A 14,186-nucleotide genomic window follows, 5' to 3' on the forward strand; every position below is an offset into this window, starting at 1 on the left:
TTCACTATTTTGTATTGCTCGACGGATTGCCTCTGTCGTTGTGGCGCTCCCGTGTAGAACCTGGCCCATAGTGCCTCCCTCCATTCTAAGGAAAATAATGCACCATCAAATGCCGGGACTAAACACCTAGCCAAACAGCAGACCTTCTCCGCAACCTTCAACACAGATATTGAAGTTGTGACATCCGATCTGCAGAAGATTCAGTTCGCGAGCTCAGGTCAGGTTGCCGTCAGTCGCCCGAACAAAGTACATGCAGCCCGCACCGGCGGGTTCGCCGACGTCGAAATGATTTTCGACGGCAAGCAGGTGACCATTCATTCGAAAGACGCCAAATCATTCGCCCAGATCGACGCTCCTGGGACGATCGATGAACTTGTTGTAAAGCTTGAATCGGATGGGCACGCGTTGCCTGGTGCTGACCTGCTGCTGTCGAACGTCTACGATGCGCTCAATGCCGGCGTTGTCGATGCCAAGCATATCGGCACAGGCGTGATTGGTGGCGTGGAGTGTGAGCACCTGGCCTTTCGCAACGCGGATACGGACTGGCAGTTGTGGGTGCGCACGGGGCGGAACCAATTCCCTGCAAATACGTGATCACCTCCAAGGCCGTGGCCGCCGCGCCGCAATATACGCTGATCATCAATTCCTGGAGCGGAGAGGTGAAGGATGATTTCTCATTCGCGCCGCCGAGCGACAGCAAGCGGGTGGATGCGAAGGCGATGCCCCACATCGATGACATTCCAGAAGGAGCCAGCGAATGACCAGCCGCAAAAAACTTATCGCTTGCGCAGATATTACCACAATGCTCCTGGTGGGCGACGTTCTTACCGGCGGCGTTGGTTCATTTATTTCTGAAGCCCAGGCTCGCGTCGGCCGCCCGTTAACGCCAGTGAGCTACGCCGGAGTGGCGCGGCGGACGACGCGCCGGGCCGTTGCTGTGGGAGCTACAGCCGGCGCGGTCTATGCTCCGGGCTGCGTTCAGGTCGTCGATGCCTACGGGCGGGTCTATTATAGATGTCCGTGAAGGGCCTGTGACGCTGATAGAACAGGAACTACTCGCGCGCGAAGAGGCCATCAACCTTCATGCGGCTTGTCGCAACTTCCACGACAAGCGGAGCGGCCGGAAGCCGTCCGGCAAGCCGGCGCGGCGTCCCAACTGTAGATGCCCGCGATGTTAATGTGTTCCCAGTTCAGCGGCGACACGTGCTTCACGACGTTGTCGGGGATATTGCGACCGCTATGACGCAGTGGGGCGACGGCGCCGCTGCGATGACGGTGTTCCAGTGCACGATGGCGCTGACGACCAGATTGAAGCCAGAGGCGTGGAATGCTTGGCTCTCGAATGATCGGTCATGGATTTCACCGCGCTCATAAAAGAAGACCGCCCGTTTGAGTTTGTGAGCAGCCTCTCCCTTGTTGAGACCGGGCTGGCATCGACGGCGCAGAGCCGGGCTGGAATACCATTCGATCATGAATAAGGATCGCTTGATGCTCTCCCGATGGCTTGGGAGCGCACGTCGTGGTCGTCAGTGAAGGCGCGGTTGGCGCTCAAGCCGGCCGTCAACCCGACGACGTTGTCGTTGCTCTCGACCAGCACCTTGTGACGGACGTCGGCCAACTGCTGGCCATTCTCGCAAAGGAACACGCCCGCGCGCTCGCCACCGTCGTGAGGAACCGCCATCATCTCTTCATGGCTGCCGACGTGCAGACCCAGTAGCGACCTCGCAGACGGTGTTCGGTCCGCTTAGAGCTCAGCGTCGCTCTCGTGCTTGAGGAAGATCAACGACGAAATTCTGCGGCGCTGGCACGATCGTCTCGTCGCAAACCTGAAGGAGGTTGTCATGAACGACATTCATCTCAGACAGAGCATTCTCGACGAAATGGAATTCGAGCCCAGCATCGACGCCGCTGGTATCGGCGTCGCGGTCCACAGCGGGATCGTAACCCTGACTGGTCACGTGCGTACCTACGCGGAGAAGGAAGCCGCAGAGCGGGTAGTTGGTCGCGTCAAGGGCGTACGCGGAATAGCTGCCGACATCGAGGTCCAGATTTTCGGTCCGAAGGAAACAGACGACGACGACATCGCTCGGCGAGCTGTCAAGATGCTCGACTGGAACGTCTCGGTGCCAAAGGATTCAGTGCAGGTTCGGGTCCTCAAGGGGTGGATCACCCTGCGGGGCCAACTCGAGTGGCAATATCAAAAAAACGCAGCCTACGACGCCGTGCGCGATCTCGCCGGCGTGGTGGGAGTGTCCAACCTTGTGGAGCTGACGCCGCGGATTACGGCGGTGGACGTCAAGAAACGCATCGAGGATGCGTTTCAGCGCGACGCCGCTCTGGAGGCCGATGCAATCAGAATCGACGTCCAAGGCAGAAAAGTCACACTTTCCGGTAAGGTGAAGACCTGGTCGGAACGGCAGGCAGCGGAGCGCGCTGCGTGGTCCGCTCCGGGGATCAGCACTCTCGACGATCGGCTGACGGTTGGGTGATCGAATATTGGGGACGGCTGGACCTTAGCCGCTCGGCCCACCCAGCAGCGAGGGCGCCGTGTGAGCGCCCTCGCATACGCCACCAATTTCCGAGCTCGAAGATGAGAGCGTCTCTTGGGCTTTGCCCCAACTTCCGCGTCGATCTCGTCTTCGAAACGAACCTTTTGCCTGCCAATGCAGAGCCTCGGTCGCGAGTGTCAGGAAAGTGCTTGTTGTCCGGGGAGCCGATCTCTCAGTGGGACCTTGACTGGATCCGCAAACGAACACTGACTCGATGTCGCGTATGCGAACTGCGCAGTATGATCCTCCCCATTCCTCTGACTTGGAATCCCGCCGTCACGCAGGATCGCCACCATGCCTCGCGTCGAGCAGCAGCCTGAGGCGGGCCGACATTTCCGACGCCGTGTACGGCTTCTTTAGCCAGCCGGCGCCTGCTTCGATCTCCTTCTCCGCAGCATGGGGCTCCGAAAAGCCAGACGTCAGAAGAATTTTCACCGACGGCCAGCGCTCGCGTACCTTGCGGGCCAGTTCGTCGCCGTTCATGCTCGGCATGGCGACGTCTGAAAACAGCAGGGCTACGTCGTGCCCCGCCTCCAACTCCTTCAATGCGTCGATCCCGTTCGTCGCTTCGATCACCACGTAGCCAAGCGTCTGCAGACGGCTGATCGTCACTCTGCGGACTCTCGCGTCGTCTTCGACGACGAGGATGGTTTCGGTGCCAAGGGACGGGGCGTCCTTGACCTGCTGCTCGTCCGGATGGGAACCCCTTCCACCATCGGCGCGAGGAAGGAAGAGGCGCACAGTCGTCCCCTCGCCAGGTTCGCTGTAGAGCTGCAGGTGTCCTGCGGATTGCTTGGCGAAACCATAGACCATGCTCAGCCCGAGACCCGTTCCCGAGCCCGTCGGTTTCGTGGTGAAGAACGGCTCGAAAGCCCTCTCCCTCACCTCGGACGTCATTCCGGTGCCCGTGTCGGTGATCGAAATGAGGACGTATCTTCCGGGGCGGATCGCAGGATGCATCCCGGCGTAGTCCGAGTCGATCTCGACGCCGGATATCTCGATCGTCAGACGGCCGCCGGCAGGCATCGCGTCCCTGGCGTTGATCGAAAGGTTGAGAAGCGCGCTCTGGAGCTGCGCCTTGTCTGCCATTGCGCTCAGCCGCCGTCCAGGAATGATCGTCCTGAGTTCGACGGAGTCGCCGAGCGTCCGCTGGACGAGATCTGAAAACTCTCCAAGCAGGGCGCCGACGTCCAGCTCCTTTGGTGTGAGGGCCTGCCGCCTTCCGAACGCCAGAAGCTGGGAGGTCAGTCTTGCGCCGTCGTCGGCCGCGGACTGCGCCTCCCGCAGCAGGGACAACTGCCCTGCGTCGGCAAGACGGGCCTCGAGCATTTCGAGATTGCCGCTGATGACCGCCAGCAGGTTGTTGAAGTCGTGGGCGAGCCCTCCGGTCAACTGTCCGACCGCCTCCACCTTCTGCGACTGCCGCAACTCGGCCTCGACGCGGTGGCGGCTCGTCAGATCCCTGACGAAGCCCGTGAAGGTTCGCTTGCCGCCGGCGACCGCCTCGCCGACCGAAAGCTCCATTGGAAAGGTGGTCCCGTCCTTCCTGAGACCGACGACCACGCGCCCATAGCCGATGATCCGGCGGCGTCCGGTCCGAATGTATGAATCCAGATATCCGTCGTGCGCCTCCCTGTCCGGAGACGGCATCAGGATCGACACGTTCTGCCCGATCGTCTCGTGCGCGGAGTGGCCGAAGAGCTTTTCCGCCGCGGCGCTGAACGAGCCGATGCAGCCCTTGTCGTCTATCACGATCATTGCGTCGGGGACCGTGGCTAGGATTGACTGGAGGTGAGCCTGCCGCTCCCGCAGCTCGTCCCCGACCTGTTGCATGAGGGTCACGTCGTTGTTGGACTGGACGATGAGCGTGTCCGGATCCCCAAATTCGAGAACGGTCCACCGCGACACGATCGCCAGTCTGACCCCGTCCTTTCGCCGGTGCCCCACCTGTCCGGTCCAGAATCCCTTGTCGCGCACATTGGCTCGAAGCTCCTCCACGTCGGCCGGAAATTGCGTGTCCAGGAGATCGTGGACCACCTTTCCCACGGCCTCCGCGGCGGACCATCCGTAGAGCTGCTCGCAGCCCGAGGTCCAGCGCTGGATGACGCCGTCGAAGCCGTGGACGATCAGGTTGGCCCCGTCGAACATGCGCACGATCCGGTCCAGGTCGGTCTCACTGGTAGCGTGTTCCAGCATAGCGTGCTCCTGCTTCTACCTCCTCGAAAACGTCCGGGTCTTCGTCGGCGGTGCGGGCCAGTGCCGACCGGCTGGCAACCTTGAACTGATGCTTGTCGGCAGGCAATAGTATCCCCTTGGTGACCAGCTTGGTAAGCGTCCTCGACACCGTCTCGATCGTCATGCCGAGATGGTCGGCGATGTCGGCGCGGACCATAGGCAGACTGATCGTCCGGCCGTCGCGCCCCTCGTTCCGTTCCAGCCGATGCAGCAGGAAGGTGCAGACGCGCTGCTCGGCGTTCTTGTGCGACAGCAGGAGCATGTGGTCCTGCGCTGCGGAAATTTCGTCGCGAAGTTGCGACAGAAGCTGAAGCCGGAAATCAGGCACGAGTTGTAGTTCCTCTTCCAGCGTCCGCTTGTTCATCCGGGTGAAGACCACCTCGTCGATGGCCTCGCCTGCAAACATGTAGCGGTTGCGAAAAGATAAGCCGACCAGATCGGCCGCGCCAAGGAAGCCGATGATGAGACGGCGGCCGTCCGAAAGGAACCGGCATATGCGCACGGTTCCGCGCACGATGCGAAACACGTGGCGGGCGGCGTCGCCTTCGAAGAAGATCGTGGTTCCCGGCTGGGCGGTCTCGACTGTCTGGCGCATGAACAGCGGCGCGAAGTCGATCATTCCGTGCGCCAATGGCCGTTCGAGTGAATGAATGTTTGATACCGTTTGCATGTCGTGGGTCCCTCTGCCGTTGCCTGGCGTGGATTTGACCGAAGTCTGGTGACACAGGGATGCGAGAAGCGTAAGAATTGATGCGATCGTGTAACAATCCGTAACAATTTGAGAATGCCGGGATGACGAGCGGAACTGTTAGGCGAACCCGCATACTGGTCGTGGACGACGATGTGCGGATCCAAAGAATGCTCGCGCAGTATCTCGGCGAGGAGGGGTTCGACGTCGACGTGGCAGGCGGCAGCTTGCAGATGCGCGCCAGAATGGCGGGAGTGAAATTCGACGCAGTCCTCCTCGATGTCGTTCTGCCGGGAGACTGCGACGGGCTCCAGCTCGCAAGAGAAATCCGTTCTGTTTCGGACGTTCCCATCATCATGCTGTCCGGCCGAGACGATGTCATGGACCGCGTCGTCGGTCTGGAGGTCGGCGCGGACGACTACATAGGCAAGCCATTCCATCTCCGAGAGGTGCTCGCCCGCGTTAGGACCGTCCTGCGAAGACGAACCGCTCCCAACGAAGCCGAACTCCCGGAAGCCGACGTGCTGCGCTTCGCGGGGTGGCGGCTAGATGTCGAACGGCGGGCGGTATTCAACCCGGCCGGAGACGATGTGGCGATGTCGACGGGCGAGTTCGACATGCTGCACGTGTTCGCCACCCATGCCGGGCGCGTCATGACGCGTGACATGCTGATGGACTTGACGCACAAGCGTGGCCGCGACGGCTTCGACCGCACCATCGACGCCCTGATCGTCAGGCTTCGGCGCAAGATCGAGACGGACCCGGCCAACCCAAGCCTGATCAAGTCCGTCCGCGGCGTCGGATATCTCTTTACAGCAAGGCTGGAGACGGCTTCTGGTCGACCCTGACCATCAGGCCATGATCCCATCGATGAAATCTGCCCTCGCTTTCCATCTCTGAGAAGTCGCTTGGAAACCTCGCCCAGAACCGCATGAAGTTGCATCCCGCCGACCGCATTCTGAGCGAGGTGAACAGGACCTCCGCGATGGTAACGTCGTCAATGACGCTCGCCGCCACGAAAATCGGAACGTCCATCAATCGTCCGGCGATCGGATGCGTGCCGGTCCGGTAGACGGCCAGCCCGCGCACATAACCTGCCGGATCCCTTAACGAGACGAGCGTCCACCGATTGGCGCTCGCCACCACTTGCGCCCAATCGTCTGCAGAAAAGCACGGAGCCGCCACCTGGATCAGACTGTAGGCGTGCAGCGCATCATCCATGTGGAGCAGGCGGACTCGATATCCCGACGTCATGGCGGTTTTCCTCCTCGATCGAGAGGAATGTTGGCATGGTCCTGCGGTTGGGGCCTTGTCCCAGGTCAATCCTGAGTCGGGAAGGCCCGAAAGACAAAAGCCAGGGGGTTGACGGTGATCAAAGACCGCGAATGCAATGGACTGTTCTATGTGCGCGTCGCCGCCTGTGAACGACGGCATTCTAGAAGGAGAATGACAATGGCAGACTCTGCATCGAAACTTTCCGTAAAGACAGAAGCAAGGCCGGCGGCGCCCGCCGACCGCTGGTGGCCCCTCGACAGCCTCCGGTCCGAGATCGACCGCGTGTTCAGCGACTTCGGGAGCCCGTCGATTTTCGACCGGGCCTTCAGCAGGATGCCGGCCGCGTTCTCGCGCGGTATGCTCGCCGTCGATCTCGTTGAATCCGACAAAGCCTTCGAGCTGTCGGCCGAGCTTCCGGGCGTCGACGCCAAGGATCTTGACGTCACGCTCGCCGACGGTGTGCTAACCATCAAGGGTGAGAAGAACGAGGCCAAGGAGGAGAAGGAAAAGGACTATTACCTTTCCGAACGGCGCTACGGATCGTTCCACCGAAGCCTGGAATTGCCGCGCGGCGTGGACAGCGAGAAGATCGAGGCGAAGTTCTCCAACGGCGTTCTCAAGGTCTCGCTGCCGAAGACGCCCGAGCGGCAGAAGAACGACAAGAAGATCACGGTCAAAGCGGCCTGACGGTCAACCCTCCGCCACGCCGAGGGGGTGGCGTGCGGTGGGCGCGGAGAGAGGGAGGGGGCAACCCCTCCCTCTTTTTCAGTGGATGCGGATGTGGTTCTCGACGGTGGCAACGCCCGGAACAGACCAAGCCGTCCGTTCGGCGACGCCGCGCTCGTGCCAGGCGCGCACGCCGCCTTCGAGAACGACCTTGTCGTCCTGAACCTTCACCGAGATGCCGCCGGCGTCGACTTCGGCGCTCCGTTTCAGCGCTTCTTCAATCCGACGGCGGACGTCCGGCACCGTCGGGCACGGACGTATCGTCAGCAGATTGAGGACGCCGACCACGCCACCGAGCTTCCTGACGGCATGCTCGGCGGCAGCTTTCTGGAACTGCCAGCGCACTTCACCCGACAACGTCACCCAGCCGTCCTCGACCTTTACATGAACCGGTCCCTCCGGGAGCGCCGTGGTCCAGGCGATGATGTCGATCGCCCGCGACGCGATCTGGTCGTCCGCATGTTGCTTGTGACCTACGCACCGCACCTCGATGTCCACAGCCACCGCCCGGACGCCCTTCACCCGCGCTGCAACGTCCTCCGCCGTCAGCTTTTCGGCATAGGTCGCGACATGACCGGAGAGGGTCGCAATGCCATCTTCCACCGAGACGCCGATATGGGCGGCGTCGATGCTGGGTTCGAACGCCAGCTCGTCGAGTATGTCCTGTTGGATTCCTAAGTCCGTCATTTCTACCTCCTGTTGGGTTCCGAAGCCCGTTGGCCTCGCGGAGTATCATGCGCCGTCCAAAATTTCCGGCGTTGCGCTCGGTCAATTGAACCGGCGACGACCTGCATCTTCCCAATCGACCGAACGTCAGGCGAGCGCCGAACATGTCTTTGACCTTCGTCAACGTGCGGTCGTCCGGGGTGCCTTAAAGTCCCTGACAACAGATAGGAGTTGTCATGGCCAATCCGATCCTTCACTTCCACGGCGCCGCGGGCTCGGTCACCGGATCAAGTTTCCTTTTAGAGGCCGGTGGCACACGCATTTTGATCGACTGCGGAATGTTTCAGGGATCGAAGTCAGAGAAGGAGCTCAACTACAAGCCCTTTCCGTTCGAACCAGCGCGGATCGACGCGGTGCTGCTCACACACGCGCACATCGACCACTCCGGCCTGCTTCCGAAGCTCGCGAAGGCGGGATATGGCGGGCCAATCTTTGCAACAGCAGCAACGATCGACCTATGCACGATCATGCTGCAGGATTCGGGTCACATCCAGGAGTCGGAGGTCCGACAGCTCAACCGAAGGAATCGCAGACGGGCGCGAGAGACGGTGGAGCCCATCTATACTGCCGACGACGCCCGCGGCATGCTGCCGCAGTTCATTGCTGTCGAGTACGGCGAGTGGCGGGAGACTGTTGGCGGCGTAAGGTTCCGTTACTGGAATGCTGGACACCTGATGGGTTCCGCATCGATCGAAGTCGAGGTGCCCGGCGCGGACGGGGCGACAAGAAATTTGTTCTCCGGCGACGTCGGCGCGAGTAACAAATTGTTCGAAAATCTCCCTCGGGCGCCTTCCGGGATCGATTACCTCATCTGCGAAAGCACATACGGAGACCGAGAACGGGAAGAGTACGCACTGAAGGATCGACGGGACCGGCTGCGCGAAGTGGTGGCGAGCTCGAACAGCGCCGGCGGAGTTCTTCTCATTCCCTCCTTCGCCGTGGAGAGGACGCAGGAGGTGCTGACCGATCTCGTTGCCCTCATGGACGAAGGAGAGGTGCCGCGGTGCCCCATCATGATAGACTCGCCGCTCGCGTCGCGAGCGACCGAGGCGTTCAAGAAGCACGTGGCCGACCTCAGTCACGGCAAGGCGTTCCTTCGCGCGCTCAACGCGCCGAACGTCCGTTTCACCGAGACGGCCGAGCAGTCGAAGGCGCTCGATCTCGTCCGGGGCTTTCACATCATCATCGCGGCAAGCGGAATGTGCGAGGCGGGGCGGATCCGCCACCGCCTGAAGAACTGGCTCTGGCGACGGGAATGCACCGTGCTGTTCGTCGGCTTCCAGGCGGCGGGGACGCTCGGCCGCATCCTGCAGGAGGGCGCGACCGACGTCCGCATCCAGGGCGAGGAGGTTCACGTCGGCGCCAGGATGGCCACGCTCGACGCCTATAGCGGACATGCGGATGCAAGCGAACTGGATGCGTGGATTGCCGAGCGGGAACCGATCCGCAAGGCGGTCTTCCTTGTCCATGGAGAGGAGAGCGCTCGTGAAGCGATGTCCGCGCGGCTCCCGAAGCAGGTTTCCGCAAAGGTCGTCTGCCCGTCGCTGGACGACGCCTACGAGCTTTCACCGGCGGGTGCACGCCTCATCGAAGACAGGACGCCCGCACGTCTCAAGCCGGTCGTGCCCGGCAGGCCTGATTGGAACAACGACTATCAGCGGTTCGTTCTGGACCTGTCCGATCGTCTGAAATCCGTCGCCGACGAGAAGGGCCGAGCGGTCGTGCTACGCAGGCTTCGACGCGCACTCGACCCGGACGATGTTCCGGCGGTCGAAGGGAGGAGAGACGCCAATGTTAATCATGGATCGTGACTGCAAGCGCGGCGGAGAACGCTTCGCCATACCGACCCAAGGAGAGGTGCAAGGCAAGCTTATCGTCCTGGAAGTGGTCGCTATAACCTGCCTGCGGGAGGTTCTCGCTTCTAAGAATGCCTTTGCGGTCGCCGCATTAAAGAAGAAGGTCCTGCGGGCCATGAAGGAGCAGTGCGCGCCGTTCGGTCTGTCGTCGGAAGACGAGACGTCCGTCCTCGAGTACGCATGCGAGTTCTTCGAAGAGGCAAGCAAGGAGGCGGCCAGGCAGGCTGCAACGAAGGTGGCTGCGAAGCCTGCTGGGACTGCACGCTCCAGAGTTTCGGGCCATGGATAGGGTTGCCGTCACTTTCAACGCCGGGTCCTCCAGCCTCAAGGTCGGCGTCTTCAGGCTGAAGGACGGTCGGGCGCTCCGGCTGGGTGGCGGCATTGCCACGATCGGGGAGCAGCCGAGGTTCACCTTCCGATTTTCTGGCGGTGACGAGGCTGTCGAGCTTCCGTCCAGCAGAGCGATCGACGCGCGGCTGGTTTCGCAGGCCGTCGATTGCATCGTCCGCAGAGGGTTCGACCCCGTGGTGGCCGGCCATCGCATCGTCCACGGCGGGCAGGTCTTCGATGGCCCCGTTCTGCTGGAGCCCGAGATCGTCTTCAGAATGGAAGATCTGACGCATCTCGCGCCGGTGCACCTCCCTCCGGCGCTTGCGATCGTCCGCGCAGTGCGGAGCGCATATCCGGACATGCCGCAGACGGCGTCGTTCGATACCGCATTCCATTCGTCGCAGAGCGCCCTTGCCGCGCGGCTCGCCATTCCAAGAGAGCTGCACGACGCCGGGATCCGCAGATACGGCTTCCACGGACTTTCCTATAAGTACGTCGCCGGCGAGCTTAGGAAACACGATCCAGACCTGGCCGCCGGCCGTATCATCTGTGCGCATCTTGGAAGCGGCGCGAGCCTTTGCGGAATGGTCGACGGCGTGAGCATAGACGCCAGCATGGGCTTTTCGCCGCTGGACGGAGTTCCGATGTCGACCCGGCCGGGCTCGCTCGATCCGGGCGCCGTCGTCCACCTTCTGCGCAACAATTTCCACGACGCGGATCGTCTCGAGGATTTCCTCTATCACCGTTGCGGGCTGCTCGGCGTCTCCGGGAAAAGCGGCGACGTCCGCGTCCTGCTGGAGGACTTCCATCCGGCATCCAGGGAAGCCCTCGACCTCTTCTGCTTCAGGATCGCCGGCGAGATCGGAAGGCTTGCCGTCTCTCTTGGCGGGGTGGACGCCATCGTCTTTACCGCCGGCATAGGCGAGCATCAGCCGGAGATACGGGGTGGCGTCGCCCACCATCTGGGTTGGCTGGGTCTCTCGTTGAGCGAGCCTGCTAACAAGATGAACGCGACCGTGATCAGCGCGAGGGAAAGCGAAATCGTCGCCCTCGTCATTCCGACCGACGAGGAACAGGTGATCGCCGACGAAGCGATCGAAGTCATCAGCCGCCACAAGCTTTGAGGATACAACATGTCTGAACGTAGAAGCCCACCTCCCACCGAGCGCGAGCTCGATCTCATCGACCGCTACTGGCGGGCCGCCAACTATCTCTCCATCGGCCAGATCTACCTCATGGACAATCCGCTTCTGCGCGAGCCGCTTCGGCCGGAACATATCAAACCCCGGCTTCTCGGACATTGGGGAACGACGCCCGGCCTCAACTTCATCTACGCCCATCTCAACCGCGTCATCAAAGCTCGTGACGGAGATGTCCTTTATGTCTGCGGGCCTGGTCACGGCGGGCCGGGAATGGTCGCGAACACCTACCTCGAAGGCACATATAGCGAGGTCTATCCGGACATCTCGCAGGACGCCGACGGCATGCGCAAGTTGTTCAGGCAGTTTTCCTTTCCCGGAGGGATACCGAGCCACGTCGCCCCGGAGACCCCCGGTTCGATCCACGAAGGCGGCGAACTCGGATATGCGCTGGTCCACGCCTTCGGCGCCGCGTTCGACAATCCGGGCCTTGTGGTAGCCTGCGTGGTCGGCGACGGCGAAGCGGAGACTGGCCCGCTTGCGGCTGCCTGGCATTCGACCAAGTTTCTCAATCCTGCCCGCGACGGCGCGGTGCTGCCGATCCTGCATCTCAATGGCTACAAGATCGCCAATCCGACGATCCTATCGCGGACCAGCGATGAGGATCTTCGCAGCCTGTTCGTGGGATATGGATATGAGCCGATCTTCGTCGAGGGCCACGAGCCGGCGGACATGCACCGGCAGATGGCGGCCGCCTTCGATCGGGCCTTCGACGTCATCGAATCCCTGCAGGCGTCGGCGAGGAACGGGTCGCCAGCGGCCGGCGTGCCGCGGTGGCCGATGATCGTGCTTCGCAGCCCTAAGGGGTGGACCGGGCCGAAGGAGGTCGACGGCAAGAAGGTCGAGGGTTTCTGGCGCGCCCACCAGGTGCCTGTCGCAAACTGCAGGGGCGACGACGCGCACCGACAGATTCTGGAGGAGTGGATGCGGAGCTACCGCCCAGAGGACCTGTTTGACGCCGACGGTCGTCTCCGGCCGGAACTGCGGGCGCTGGCGCCGAGTGGCGAGAAGCGTATGGGAGCGACGCCGTATGCAAACGGTGGACGGATGCGCCGGGAGCTGCAGCTACCAAACATTCGCGACCACGCGGTCGCGATCGACGTTCGTGGCGCTTCCCAGGTCCAGTCGACAGAGATTTTAGGACGGTATCTGCGGGACGTCATGCGGCTCAATGCCGAGGCCAAAAACTTCCGGATCTTCGGGCCGGACGAGACCGAATCGAATCGGCTGGGTGCCGTCTTTGAGCAGACGGACCGCGTCTGGATGCAAGAAATTGAAGACTATGATGTCCATCTTGGCAGAGACGGACGGGTCATGGAAGTTCTCAGCGAACATCTCTGCCAGGGCTGGCTGGAAGGATATCTCCTTACCGGCCGCCACGGGCTTTTCTCATGCTACGAGGCCTTCATCCACATCATCGACTCGATGTTCAACCAGCATGCCAAGTGGCTCAAGGTTTCGCGAGGATTGGATTGGCGGGAGCCGGTGTCGTCGCTGAACTACCTCCTGACGTCGCATGTCTGGCGACAGGACCACAACGGCTTCTCGCATCAGGACCCCGGCTTCGTCGATCTGGTCGCCAACAAGAAGGCAGACGTCGTCCGCATCTATCTACCGCCAGACGCCAACACGCTCCTGTGGGTCGGCGATCACTGCCTGAAGACTTACGACCGTATCAATGTGATCGTGGCGGGCAAGCAGCCGGAGTCCCAGTACCTTACGATCGACGAGGCCGTGAAGCATTGTGAAGAGGGCATTGGCGTCTGGGAGTGGGCAAGCTTCGAGAAGGATTCGATCGCGCCTGACGTCGTGATGGCATGTGCGGGAGACGTGCCGACGATGGAGACGCTCGCGGCCGTGATGCTGTTGCACGAGGCGATACCCGACTTGAAAATCAGGACGGTGAACGTCGTCGACCTGCTTGCAATGCAGGACCCCCAGCAGCACCCCCATGGTCTCGACGACGCGCGGTTCGATGGTATCTTTACGAAGGACAGGCCGGTCATCTTCGCTTACCACGGCTATCCCTATCTCATCCACCGGTTGACGTACCGGCGCACCAATCACGGCAACATCCACGTGCGCGGGTTCGTGGAGGAGGGCACGACGACGACGCCGTTCGACATGACCGTCTTGAACGAGCTGGACAGGTATCATCTTGCTCTCGAGGCGATCGCGCGGGTGCCCGATCTCGCCGAAAAGGTCCCAGATGTGATCGCAGACCTGCATGCAAAGCTCGACGAGCACCGGGCGTTCGTGAGGGAGCGTGGAGAAGACATGCCGGAAATCCGGAATTGGCGCTGGGCACGCTCCTCCTAGGGCGACCAAGGACCGGAATTAGGTGTCAACTGCCACCAGCGATACTGCCGCGGCGACGCCAGCAAGCAGGAGAGAGGATTCGAGTGCGAGGTGGCAAACTCGTCGTCGACCGGGGGTGCCCCCACGGCAACCGCAGGCTTTGCAGCGTCAGCTTCAGCGTGTTTCGAGTCCTTCCCGCTCTGCAGCCGATGCGATCCCAAGGCGCCCTCGCGCGGCCCACGAAGACGGCCTCTCGTGTCCGGCTTGATCCACGTCAATGCGCTCGACGTGTGTTGGCTCCTTA

General features: G+C 61.8%; 13 protein-coding genes and 2 pseudogenes. 10 read left to right on the forward strand and 5 right to left on the reverse strand.

The window, feature by feature from the left end; all coding sequences use genetic code 11:
- Positions 1–177: 177 nt before the first annotated feature.
- Positions 178–761: pseudogene (locus tag GFM02_RS32395) on the forward strand (DUF2092 domain-containing protein).
- Positions 758–1,024, forward strand: a complete 267-nt coding sequence (locus GFM02_RS32400) for a hypothetical protein (protein ID WP_168323968.1) — start codon at positions 758–760, stop codon at positions 1,022–1,024. Before GFM02_RS32395 ends, GFM02_RS32400 begins: the two are co-directional and overlap by 4 nt.
- A 57-nt stretch (positions 1,025–1,081) precedes the next feature.
- Here GFM02_RS32400 and GFM02_RS32405 read toward each other — a convergent pair.
- Positions 1,082–1,490 (reverse strand): annotated as a pseudogene (locus tag GFM02_RS32405) (Tn3 family transposase); the annotation flags it as partial.
- 29 nt (positions 1,491–1,519) lie between these two features.
- Between GFM02_RS32405 and GFM02_RS32410 the strand changes: the two are divergent.
- Together GFM02_RS32410 and GFM02_RS32415 are read left to right on the forward strand one after the other, a co-directional pair.
- Positions 1,520–1,717, forward strand: a complete 198-nt coding sequence (locus GFM02_RS32410; protein ID WP_168270964.1) for a PDZ domain-containing protein — start codon at positions 1,520–1,522, stop codon at positions 1,715–1,717.
- A 124-nt stretch (positions 1,718–1,841) separates the two neighbouring features.
- Positions 1,842–2,489, forward strand: a complete 648-nt coding sequence (locus GFM02_RS32415) for a BON domain-containing protein (RefSeq protein ID WP_168323969.1) — start codon at positions 1,842–1,844, stop codon at positions 2,487–2,489.
- Between the two features lie 336 nt (positions 2,490–2,825).
- Here the strand turns inward: GFM02_RS32415 and GFM02_RS32420 are convergent, their stop codons facing one another.
- Both GFM02_RS32420 and GFM02_RS32425 read right to left on the reverse strand, forming a co-directional pair.
- Positions 2,826–4,745, reverse strand: coding sequence for a hybrid sensor histidine kinase/response regulator (locus GFM02_RS32420; RefSeq protein WP_168270962.1), 1,920 nt, complete (start codon positions 4,743–4,745; stop codon positions 2,826–2,828).
- Positions 4,723–5,403: a helix-turn-helix domain-containing protein gene (locus tag GFM02_RS32425; RefSeq protein WP_246728898.1), complete on the reverse strand. Its 681-nt coding sequence runs from the start codon at positions 5,401–5,403 to the stop codon at positions 4,723–4,725. The genes GFM02_RS32420 and GFM02_RS32425 overlap by 23 nt, the downstream gene beginning before the upstream one ends.
- A gap of 173 nt (positions 5,404–5,576) precedes the next feature.
- Here GFM02_RS32425 and GFM02_RS32430 point away from each other — a divergent pair, with 173 nt between their 5' ends.
- Positions 5,577–6,320 (forward strand): response regulator, encoded by a 744-nt coding sequence (locus GFM02_RS32430; protein ID WP_168270960.1) that lies wholly within the window; start codon positions 5,577–5,579, stop codon positions 6,318–6,320.
- Here GFM02_RS32430 and GFM02_RS32435 read toward each other — a convergent pair.
- A complete protein-coding gene (locus GFM02_RS32435) occupies positions 6,283–6,726 on the reverse strand; it encodes a hypothetical protein (protein ID WP_168323970.1) in 444 nt (147 codons plus the stop codon). The two genes, GFM02_RS32430 and GFM02_RS32435, sit on opposite strands and share 38 nt — an antisense overlap.
- Positions 6,727–6,924: 198 nt before the next feature.
- On the opposite strand from GFM02_RS32435, the gene GFM02_RS32440 reads away from it, so the two are divergent.
- Positions 6,925–7,434 (forward strand): Hsp20/alpha crystallin family protein, encoded by a 510-nt coding sequence (locus GFM02_RS32440; protein WP_168270958.1) that lies wholly within the window; start codon positions 6,925–6,927, stop codon positions 7,432–7,434.
- Positions 7,435–7,512: 78 nt separating this feature from the next.
- On the opposite strand, the gene GFM02_RS32445 is transcribed toward GFM02_RS32440, so the two are convergent.
- Positions 7,513–8,160: a BON domain-containing protein gene (locus tag GFM02_RS32445; protein ID WP_168270957.1), complete on the reverse strand. Its 648-nt coding sequence runs from the start codon at positions 8,158–8,160 to the stop codon at positions 7,513–7,515.
- Between the two features lie 215 nt (positions 8,161–8,375).
- On the opposite strand from GFM02_RS32445, the gene GFM02_RS32450 reads away from it, so the two are divergent.
- From GFM02_RS32450 to GFM02_RS32465, 4 genes are read left to right on the forward strand one after another with little or no spacing between them, the layout of a single operon-like run.
- Positions 8,376–10,010, forward strand: a complete 1,635-nt coding sequence (locus tag GFM02_RS32450; RefSeq protein ID WP_168323971.1) for an MBL fold metallo-hydrolase — start codon at positions 8,376–8,378, stop codon at positions 10,008–10,010.
- The gene (locus GFM02_RS32455) at positions 9,991–10,344 is read left to right on the forward strand and encodes a hypothetical protein (protein WP_131664374.1); all 354 of its coding nucleotides are present in this window, start codon (positions 9,991–9,993) and stop codon (positions 10,342–10,344) included. The genes GFM02_RS32450 and GFM02_RS32455 overlap by 20 nt, the downstream gene beginning before the upstream one ends.
- Positions 10,337–11,509 (forward strand): acetate/propionate family kinase, encoded by a 1,173-nt coding sequence (locus GFM02_RS32460; RefSeq protein WP_168270955.1) that lies wholly within the window; start codon positions 10,337–10,339, stop codon positions 11,507–11,509. Before GFM02_RS32455 ends, GFM02_RS32460 begins: the two co-directional genes overlap by 8 nt.
- Positions 11,510–11,518: 9 nt before the next feature.
- The gene (locus GFM02_RS32465) at positions 11,519–13,903 is read left to right on the forward strand and encodes a phosphoketolase family protein (RefSeq protein ID WP_168323972.1); all 2,385 of its coding nucleotides are present in this window, start codon (positions 11,519–11,521) and stop codon (positions 13,901–13,903) included.
- Positions 13,904–14,186: the final 283 nt, after the last annotated feature.

Origin of the sequence: Rhizobium leguminosarum bv. viciae, assembly GCF_012276115.1 — a bacterium.
Taxonomy (GTDB): domain Bacteria; phylum Pseudomonadota; class Alphaproteobacteria; order Rhizobiales; family Rhizobiaceae; genus Rhizobium; species Rhizobium leguminosarum_T.